This is a genomic window from Micromonospora sp. D75 (assembly GCF_018070405.1).
GTDB classification, from domain to species: domain Bacteria; phylum Actinomycetota; class Actinomycetes; order Mycobacteriales; family Micromonosporaceae; genus Micromonospora; species Micromonospora chalcea.
This window is the reverse complement of sequence record NZ_JAGPXV010001068.1, coordinates 1-930: the sequence shown is the minus strand read 5'-3', so window position 1 is coordinate 930 and position 930 is coordinate 1. Positions and strand designations below refer to the sequence as shown.

Here is a 930-nt window from a genome sequence, read left to right as displayed (position 1 = left end):
TGATCGACCAGCTCAAGGGCCGCGGCAAGCCGGCACACCAGGTCTGGCTGCCGCCGCTGGCCGAGCCGTCCGGGCTGGCCGAGCTGCTGCCGAAGCTGAGCGTGCACCCGACGTACGGCCTGACCACCGCCGACTGGCCGGGCCGCGGCCGGCTCGCCGTGCCGGTCGGCATCGTGGACCGCCCGTACGAGCAGCGCCGCGACCCGATGATGGTCGACCTGGCCGGGGCCGGCGGCAACGTGGTGATCGTCGGCGCGTCGCTGAGCGGCAAGAGCACGATGTTGCGCTCGATGCTGGCCTCGCTGGCGCTCACCCACACGCCGCGCGAGGTGCAGTTCTTCTGCCTCGACTTCGGTGGTGGCGCGCTGCGCAGCCTGGACGGGCTGCCGCACACCTCGGGCGTGGCGGGGCGGCGGGACACCGAGGCGGTCCGGCGGACGGTCGCCGAGGTGGTCGCGGTTATCGACGAGCGGGAGAACCGGTTCACCCAGCACGGCATCGACTCGGTGGCCAGCTACCGGCGCCGCCGCGCGGCCGGTGAGTTCGCCGACGACCCGTTCGGTGACGTCTTCCTCGTGGTGGACGGCTGGAACACGCTGCGCCAGGAGTACGAGGAACTGGAGCAGACCATCACCAACCTGGCCAACCGGGGCCTCGGCTTCGGCGTCCACGTGGTGATCACGGCGGTGCGCTGGGCGGAGATCCGGATCAACATGCGGGACCTGCTCGGCACCAAGCTGGAGCTGCGGCTCGGTGACCCGTCGGAGTCGGAGATCGACCGGCGGGCCGCGCAGAACGTGCCGGTCGGCGCGCCGGGTCGCGGCCTGACCCGGGACAAGCTGCACTTCCTGACCGCGATCTCGCGGATCGACGGCAAGCGCGACATCGAGGACCTGACCGAGGCGTCGGTGGCGCTGGCCGGGCACGTCG

Annotated in this window: 1 protein-coding gene; it reads left to right on the top strand. The window is 72.4% G+C overall.

The genetic code is table 11. The features are described 5' to 3' along the window. The coding region (gene eccCb / locus KBX39_RS32025) for a type VII secretion protein EccCb (RefSeq protein ID WP_210874162.1) at window positions 1-930 on the top strand (930 nt) is incomplete at both ends.